The 7,523-nt window shown below is 69.7% G+C and carries 9 protein-coding genes; 3 read left to right on the top strand and 6 right to left on the bottom strand.

The window, feature by feature from the left end:
- From VGH85_23230 to VGH85_23215, 4 genes are all read right to left on the bottom strand, one after another.
- A partial coding sequence (locus tag VGH85_23230; protein ID HEY2176734.1) for a gamma-glutamyltransferase occupies window positions 1–308 on the bottom strand: 308 nt, incomplete at its 3' end.
- A 70-nt stretch (window positions 309–378) separates the two neighbouring features.
- Window positions 379–1,233 carry an ABC transporter permease gene (locus VGH85_23225; GenBank protein HEY2176733.1) on the bottom strand — a complete coding sequence of 285 codons (855 nt, stop codon included), beginning with the start codon at window positions 1,231–1,233 and terminating at the stop codon, window positions 379–381.
- Window positions 1,230–2,252: an ABC transporter ATP-binding protein gene (locus VGH85_23220; protein HEY2176732.1), complete on the bottom strand. Its 1,023-nt coding sequence runs from the start codon at window positions 2,250–2,252 to the stop codon at window positions 1,230–1,232. The genes VGH85_23225 and VGH85_23220 overlap by 4 nt, the downstream gene beginning before the upstream one ends.
- Window positions 2,249–2,752: a MarR family transcriptional regulator gene (locus VGH85_23215; GenBank protein HEY2176731.1), complete on the bottom strand. Its 504-nt coding sequence runs from the start codon at window positions 2,750–2,752 to the stop codon at window positions 2,249–2,251. Before VGH85_23215 ends, VGH85_23220 begins: the two co-directional genes overlap by 4 nt.
- A 105-nt stretch (window positions 2,753–2,857) precedes the next feature.
- On the opposite strand from VGH85_23215, the gene VGH85_23210 reads away from it, so the two are divergent.
- The 3 genes from VGH85_23210 to VGH85_23200 all read left to right on the top strand — a co-directional run bounded on the left by VGH85_23210 (window position 2,858) and on the right by VGH85_23200 (window position 6,178).
- Window positions 2,858–4,342 (top strand): NAD-dependent malic enzyme, encoded by a 1,485-nt coding sequence (locus VGH85_23210; GenBank protein ID HEY2176730.1) that lies wholly within the window; start codon window positions 2,858–2,860, stop codon window positions 4,340–4,342.
- An 86-nt stretch (window positions 4,343–4,428) separates the two neighbouring features.
- The gene (locus VGH85_23205) at window positions 4,429–5,259 is read left to right on the top strand and encodes a phytanoyl-CoA dioxygenase family protein (protein ID HEY2176729.1); all 831 of its coding nucleotides are present in this window, start codon (window positions 4,429–4,431) and stop codon (window positions 5,257–5,259) included.
- Window positions 5,260–5,392: 133 nt separating this feature from the next.
- Entirely contained in the window at window positions 5,393–6,178 is a 786-nt protein-coding gene (locus VGH85_23200; GenBank protein ID HEY2176728.1) for a hypothetical protein, read from the top strand.
- On the opposite strand, the gene def is transcribed toward VGH85_23200, so the two are convergent.
- A complete protein-coding gene (def, locus tag VGH85_23195; protein ID HEY2176727.1) occupies window positions 6,175–6,714 on the bottom strand; it encodes a peptide deformylase in 540 nt (179 codons plus the stop codon). The genes VGH85_23200 and def overlap by 4 nt on opposite strands.
- Window positions 6,714–7,523, bottom strand: an 810-nt coding sequence (locus VGH85_23190) for a homogentisate 1,2-dioxygenase domain-containing protein (protein HEY2176726.1), incomplete at its 5' end; no start/stop codon positions are given. The genes VGH85_23190 and def, both read right to left, overlap by 1 nt.

The following is a 7,523-nucleotide window of genomic DNA, read 5'->3' as shown; positions in this document are numbered from 1 at the left end:
CGGGCGTCGTAATAGGCGAAGTAGCCACCGCCGCCGATGCCGGCGACGTAGGGATCGGTGACGCCCAGCGTGGAGGCGACCGCGACGGCGGCGTCCGCGGCGTTGCCTCCGTGGCGCAGCACCGACAGCCCCGCCCGCGTCGCGTCCGGGCTGTCCGACACGACCGCGCCACCCGTGCCGGTGGCCACGTGCTCGACCGGTGGTGCGGCCGACGGGTGCGCCGACGCCGGGAGTCCGACAGCGACGCCGGCCGTCGCGAGCGCGAGGGTCAGCGGAACGGCGAGCCAGGCACGACGGCTGCGGGGCATGCAGACTCCTTCGCAGGACTAACGGTCGCCCGGCAGTCTTGCACCGTCGTACCTGCCCCGCATCTCGCCCCTAGTCGACCGCCCGCCGGAGGAAGCCACGGACCCCGACGTAGGTGAAGAGGATCAGGAACCCGATGAGTACGACGATGCAGATCCACGGCTTGATGTGCGGGATGGACGGCACCAGAGCGGCGCGCATGCTCTCGCTCACGTAGGTCAGCGGGTTGAGGGCCGTGACCCACTGGAACCACTCCAGCTTGTTCAGCGACGGCCACGGGTACTGCGTGCAGCCGGTGAAGAGCAGCGGGGTGAGGATCACCGCGAAAATGATGTTGATGCGCTCCGGCGGTACCAGGGTGCCGAGGCACATGCCCAACGCCGAGCCGGTCAGTGCCCCGAGGACGAGGCCCACGATCAGCAGCGGGATCCCGGACGGCCGCCAGGGGATCGAGCCGAGTACGCCGACCCCGATCGGAAACATCACCGCGGCGGCCACCAACGCCCGGGCGGTCGCGAAGATGATCTTCTCGATGGCGACCAGGCCGACCGGCAACGGCGCCAGCAGCCGGTCCTCGATCTCCTTCGTGAAGCTGAAGTCGAGTACCAGCGGGAACGACGTCGACTGCAGCGCAGTGAGCACCGCGGTCAGCGCGACGATGCCGGGGAAGAGCAGCTCGGCGAAGTTGCCCCGGGCGTAGCCGATGCTGGTCAGGATCTTCCCGAAGACGAAGAGCATGAACAGCGGCTGCAGCACGACCTGCGCGAAGAAGACCGGCAGCTCGCGCGACGTGACGTAGAGGTCGCGCCGCAGGATCGCCCAGAGCGCGCGGGCGGCTGCGGTGGAGTTGGCCCGTTCCGGGGGTGGTTCGGCGCGGCTGACCGGTCGGGTCTGCGGTGTCGCCGCCGTCGTCACGGGCCCGCTCATCGGAGCATCCTTCCGGTGAAGTGGATGAAGACGTCCTCGAGGCTCGGCTTACCGATCGTCACGTCGGACAGGGTTGCGGCGTGCTCGCCGAGCAGCGTCGCCACCGGCGCGACGAGCGGTGGCGCCTCGCCGCTGACGTAGAGCCGGAGCCGCAGGTCCTCACCGGGGGGGCCGGCGGCCTCCTTGATGGGCTCGACCCGTTCGACGTCGGTGAGCCCGGCGAGCGCGTCGATCAGCTCGTCCGGCGGCACGCCGTCCGGCGGGAGCAGCGTCACGTCGAGCGTGGTGCTGCCGGGCAGCGACCGGGTCAGCGCGGTCGGGGTGTCCAGCGCCAGCAGCGTGCCGTGGTCCATGATCCCGACCCGGTCGGCCAGGGCGTCGGCCTCGTCCATGTCGTGCGTGGTGAGCACGATCGTGACGCCCCGGGCCTTGAGGTCGCGGATCCGGTCCCAGACGAAGAGCCGGGCCGCGGGGTCGAGGCCGGTCGACGGTTCGTCGAGGAACAGCACGTCCGGCGCGTGCATCAGCGCCCGGGCGATCATCACCCGCTGCTCCTGGCCGCCGGAGAACCGCGCCGGCTTGTCGTTCGCGCGCTCGGACAGGCCGAACTCCTCCAGCAGTTCGTCCGCCCGCGGGCCGCGCTCGCGGGCCGGCGTGCCGTGGTAGGCGGCGTGGAAGAGCAGGTTCTGCCGGATCGAGACCGACCGGTCGAGGTTGTTGCGCTGCGGTACGACGGCCAGCCGCCGGCGGGCGCCCACGGGATCGCGGCTGACGTCGATGCCGGAAACCCGGGCGGCCCCGCTGGTCAGCCGCACCCGGGTGGTGAGCACGCCGACCGTGGTTGTCTTGCCGGCGCCGTTCGGTCCGAGCAGACCGAAGATCTCGCCGGGCAGCACGGTGAACGACACCCCGTCGACCGCGTTCGTGGTGGCCTTCGGGTAGCGCTTGACGAGCGCCTCGACCTCGACGGCCGGGATGGTCGCCGTCCGTTCGGTCGGTGCGGCGAGCTCTGTGGTCACGGTCCCTCCGAAGTCGTGGGCGAGAGGCGCTGAGCGGCGGTGCTGTGCTTGGGGCCTTCGAGGTTGGTGATCAGGCCGACGAGGTAGCGCCGTACGACGGCCGCCTCGTCGTCGGTCAGGCCGCCGGAGATGGGGCCGAATTCGCTGCTCAGGTCGGCTCCGGCCGCGCTGACCCGCTCCTTGCCGGCCCGGGTGAGGGCCAGCCGCACGATGCGCCGATCGCTGTCGTCGGGGTGCCGCGTGACCAGGCCCTCCTCGACCAACGAGTCGACGACGCCGGTCAGGGTGCCGGCGGACACCCAGCAGCGTCGGGCGGCCTCGCGGTGGGTCAGGTCGTTCTCCGCGGAGAGCGCGAAGAGGAGGATCATGCCCGAGGTCGCGAGCCCGTGCTGCTCGAGCACCCGGCGCCAGCTGCTGCTCAGGAGCCCGCCGGCGATCGCGACCAGCCGCGGGAGCGGCGAGTCGTTCAGCCGCTCGATCTGGTCGGCATCGAGGTCCACGACCAACATTGTTCGACCAAGAACAGTTCGGAGTCAAACAATTTCTCCGCGGGCCCGCGGGCCCGCGGGCGGCGGTCCGCTCCGTCGCCGTACGCTGTCCGCGCCATGAGCACACCGCCCGCCACACCGCCGCGAGGCAACGGCCGCGCGCTTCCCACGAGCGCGTCGTACTCGATCACGGTGCGCCTGGTCACCGATCCGGATCCCGCGGTGGTGGGCCGGGTGGCGACGGCGATCGGGCACGCCGGCGGCGTGGTGACCGCGATCGACGTGGCCGAGTCGAGGCACGACCGGCTCGTGATCGACGTGACCTGTTCGGCGACCAACGGCGAGCACGCCGACGAGATCGTCGCGGCGCTCCGCGACGTTGCCGGGGCCACCGTCCACAAGGTCAGCGACCGCACCTTCCTCCTTCACATCGGCGGGAAGATCGAGGTGGCCTCCAAGGTGCCGCTGCGGACCCGCGACGACATGTCGATGGCCTACACCCCCGGCGTGGCCCGGGTCGCCCTGGCGCTGGCCGAACACCCCGAGGACGTCCGGCGGCTCACCGTCAAGGGCAACAGCGTGGCGGTTGTGACCGACGGCACCGCGGTGCTCGGCCTGGGCAACCTCGGCCCGGGCGCCGCCCTGCCGGTGATGGAGGGCAAGGCCGCGCTCTTCAAGCGGTTCGCCGGGATCGACGCGTGGCCGATCTGCCTCGACACCACTGACGTCGACGAGATCGTTCGGACCGTCGAGCTGATCTCTCCCGGCTTCGGCGGGGTCAACCTGGAGGACATCTCCGCGCCGCGCTGCTTCGAGATCGAGCGTCGCCTGCGTGACCGGCTCGACATCCCGGTGTTCCACGACGACCAGCACGGTACGGCGATCGTGGTGCTCGCCGCGCTGACCAACGCGCTGCGTTGCGTGGAGAAGGTGCTCTCCGACGTCAAGATCGTGGTGGCCGGGGGCGGCGCCGCCGGGACGGCGATCGTCACGCTGCTGCTCGCCGCCGGCGCGAAACACCTGCTGGTGTGGGACCGGGAAGGCATTCTCTCCCCGGACGACGACCGGCTGTCGCCGGACAAGCGCGCGCTCGCCGCGGCGACCAATCCCGCAGGCCGGACCGGCGGCCTCGACGTCGCCCTGGACGGTGCCGACGTCTTCATCGGCGTCAGCGCCGCCGACATCCTGCCGGCCGAATACCTCTATCGGATGGCCGAGCACGCGATCGTCTTCGCGCTCGCCAACCCCGATCCCGAGGTCAACATGGACGCGGCCCGCGAGGTGGCGGCGGTCGTCGCGTCCGGGCGCAGCGACTATCCGAACCAGATCAACAATGTGCTCGCCTTCCCCGGCGTGTTCCGTGGTCTGCTCGACGCGCGCGCCCACGACATCACGGCCGAGATGATGCTCAGCGCCGCCGATGCCCTGGCCCACGTGGTCACCGACGAGCAACTCAACCCGTACTACATCGTGCCGAGCGTCTTCGACCCTCAGGTCACGGCGGCCGTCGCCGCCGCGGTCGCCGCCGCCGCGGCTGATGTCGCGCCGCAGCCGCCGGGATCGAGCGAGGAAGGTCTCGGCGAGGACTGGCCGACCCGCTGAAATCGGTCCCGCCGGCCTCGCAGAAGGTGCCTAGACTCGTCAACCAGTCGCGTCGTCCATTATCCGTGATCCCGCTGGAGGCCACCGTGACCCGCGCGCTCGACGTTCCTCGCGTCCTCGACGACAAGGAGGTCGACCAGTTCTGGGAGCAGGGCTATCTCCTGGTGCGCGGCGTCCTGTCCCGGGATGAGGCCGAGCACTACCGCCGGGTGATCACCGACCTGATCCCCCGCGACCTCTCCATCCCGCCGCACTGGCACGTCGCCGACGGTCGCATCAAGCCGATGCGCACCGAGCACGACCAGACCTACGACATTCCGGAGCTGCTGCCGCTCTTCGGCAACGAGCGTCTTTACGCCGTCGCCGCGCAGCTGCTCGAGAGCCCGCGGCTGCGGGTCTTCGACGGCTCCCTCGGAGTCACCCTGCGCAACGACGCGTCGCGGGACCGCGCGTTGAGCCAGACCCTGCACATCGACGCCTCGGTGCCCGCCACCCGCGACAACTTCCTCTTCTCCCTCGAAGAGGTGCAGCTCGGTGGCTGCTTCTACTTCACCGACGTGCTCCCCGACGGCGGCGGCATCCACGTCGTACCGGGTGGGCACCGGCGGGTCGAGGAGGAGGCCCGGGCCGACGCCAAGGGCCGGCACCTGCACACCGACTGGAAGAGGATCACCCACATGGACAGCGTCGAGGTCACCGGCGAGGCCGGGGACTTCGCGTTGGTGCACCACCTCATGCCGCACGGAGCCTCGCACAACCGTCGTACGCAGGCCCGGGTCGCGCAGTTCCAGCGCTACGTCCGCACCGACCACCCGCACGGCGTAGGTGAGCCGGATGACCCGGCGCGCTACAACGACCTGCAGCTGGCCGCGATGTCCCCGCTCACCCGGCAGCTGCTCGGCATCGATCCCTGGTAGCCGTCGGCGCTCTGTCCGCAGCCAACCTCAGGTGCCACAACTCTCACCCGGCTGGAGCTCACGGTCGTCGTCCGCGAGCGGTAGCTGCCGCAAGATGCCGTAGGAGGAGACTGAAATCCGTCATAATTCCCAGGTGACGACGAAATCGGCGACCGCGCCCGACATTGACCTCGCCTCCCGCCGGCGTTGGAAGCGGGCGGTCGCCCTCGTGTACTACCTCGGCCTGTGCCTGCTGCTCGGGCTCATCATCAGCAAGACGCTGACCGACATCATTCCCGGCACGGTCGGCAAGCACATCGGCTACGACAGCGAAGGCTACGTGCTGGCGCTGATCCTGCCGCTGTGGATCGAATTCGTGCGGCCGCGTATCGCCGGGCGGAGCAGCGAGTGGATCGTCACCGGCGCCGGCGCTCTGGTGATGTTCGGGTTGTTCCTGTGGTTCTACAACTCCAACATCCTGAGCACCGTCAAGACGCTGAACGAGACGCTTTTCGCTCTCGCTTTCCTGATCCCCTACGTCCAGTTCATCCGGCGGCCGTCGAAGTATGTCGCCGGGGGCTGCGCGCTCGCCGTCTTCATCCTCCTGCTCATCTTCGACCACACCTCGCTGGTGCGGTTCCCGACCAACCTGGCCGAGGGCGTCGTGATGATGATCCTGGCGCCGATCGCCTTCGACATCACCGACCGCGGCATCCTGACCCCCGACCGGCCCAGCCCACTGCGGGTCCGGCAGGCCTGGTGGGCGCTACTCGTCATCCTGCCGCTGCTGTTCATCGCCCTGCATCACGCGCACTTCGGCGGCACTCTCGGAGATGCGGTGCGATACGCGGTTCGTCCGCAGGAAGCTTTCGTCGGCATGTTCGGACTCGAGATCTACTTCGCCATCCGCATGTCGCGCTGGCTGAACCCGCGAAGTTAGTGCGACCAGTCGGCGCTGCGGACCTCGCGCAGAGCCGACCTGCGCTCGTCACCGGTGAGCCGATCGAGGAAGACCCCGCCGCGCAAATGATCCGTCTCGTGCTGCAGGCACCGCGCGAGGTAGCCGTCACCCTGCACGCGCACCGGCTCGCCGTGCAGATCGACGCCTTCGACGACCGCGTGCGCCTGGCGCTCGGCGTCGAAGAACAGATGCGGCACCGACAGGCAGCCCTCGGGGTCGGTACGCGGGCCGCCGTCCGCCACGACGCTCGTCGGGTTGATCACGTGGCCGACATGCTTGCGACCTGATTCGTCGGCGCAGTCGAAGACGAAGATCGAAAGTCCGACGCCGATCTGATTGGCCGCGAGTCCGGCGCCGTCGGCGGCGTACATCGACGCGAACATGTCGTCGACCAGGCGCTCGAGCTCCGGATCGAAGGACGTGACCGGGTCGGTGGAGGTTCGCAGGACCGGGTCGCCGAGCAGCCGGATCGGACGCACGGTGCCGCGCTTGCGGCGGGGTCGAGGTATCGCCATCAGTGGCGGTGGGTGCCGGACCAGGTCCAGGCGTAGGCGGGATCTTCGCAGCCGAAGCCGGCGTCGCAGATGTCCAGCGGCCGGAACGTGTCGACCATGACCGCCAACTCGTCGAAGAACGTCGCGCCGATCGCGCGCTCCGCCGAGCCCGGCTGCGGACCGTGGGTGAAGCCGCTGGGGTGCAGGGAGATCGAGCCCTGCTCGATGCCCGCGCCCTTGCGCGCCTCGTAGTTGCCGCCGCAGTAGAACATCACCTCGTCGGAATCGACGTTGGCGTGGTTGTAGGGCACCGGGATGGATCCCTCGTGGTAGTCGACCTTGCGGGGGACGAAGTTGCAGATGACGAAGTTTGATCCCTCGAACACCTGATGGACGGGCGGCGGCTGGTGCACCCGTCCGGTGATCGGTTCGAAGTCGGCGACATTGAAGGCGTAAGGATAGAGGCAGCCGTCCCAGCCGACCACGTCGAACGGGTGGTGGGCATAGGTCAGCCTGGTCCAGCCCTGCCGGTGCTGCACGAGGACGTCGACCTCCTCGCCGTCGAGCTGCAGCGGCTCGGTGGGGGCACGCAGGTCGCGCTCGCAGTACGGCGAGAACTCGTTGAACTGGCCCTTGGCGGTCAGGTAGCGCTTCGGCGGCGAGATGTGCCCGCTCGCCTCGACGACGTAGGTGCGCAGCGGCGCAGCGCCGGTCGGCAGCAGCCGGTAGGTGGTCGACGTCGGGACGATGATGTAGTCGCCCTGCCCGATGTCGAAGCCGCCGAAGACCGACTCGAACCGGCCCGCGCCGGACTCGATGTAGATGCACTC

Source organism: Mycobacteriales bacterium, from assembly GCA_036497565.1.
GTDB lineage: Bacteria > Actinomycetota > Actinomycetes > Mycobacteriales > QHCD01 > DASXJE01.
The sequence above is the reverse complement of the archived record's forward strand: the minus strand, read 5'-3'. Positions and strand labels throughout refer to the sequence as shown.

Bases quoted from the DNA above. Each gene is read 5' to 3' on its own strand.
- VGH85_23225 (HEY2176733.1), bottom strand. From the start codon at position 1,233: ATGAGCGGGCCCGTGACGACGGCGGCGACACCGCAGACCCGACCGGTC.
- VGH85_23210 (HEY2176730.1), top strand. From the start codon at position 2,858: ATGAGCACACCGCCCGCCACACCGCCGCGAGGCAACGGCCGCGCGCTT.
- def (HEY2176727.1), bottom strand. From the start codon at position 6,714: ATGGCGATACCTCGACCCCGCCGCAAGCGCGGCACCGTGCGTCCGATC.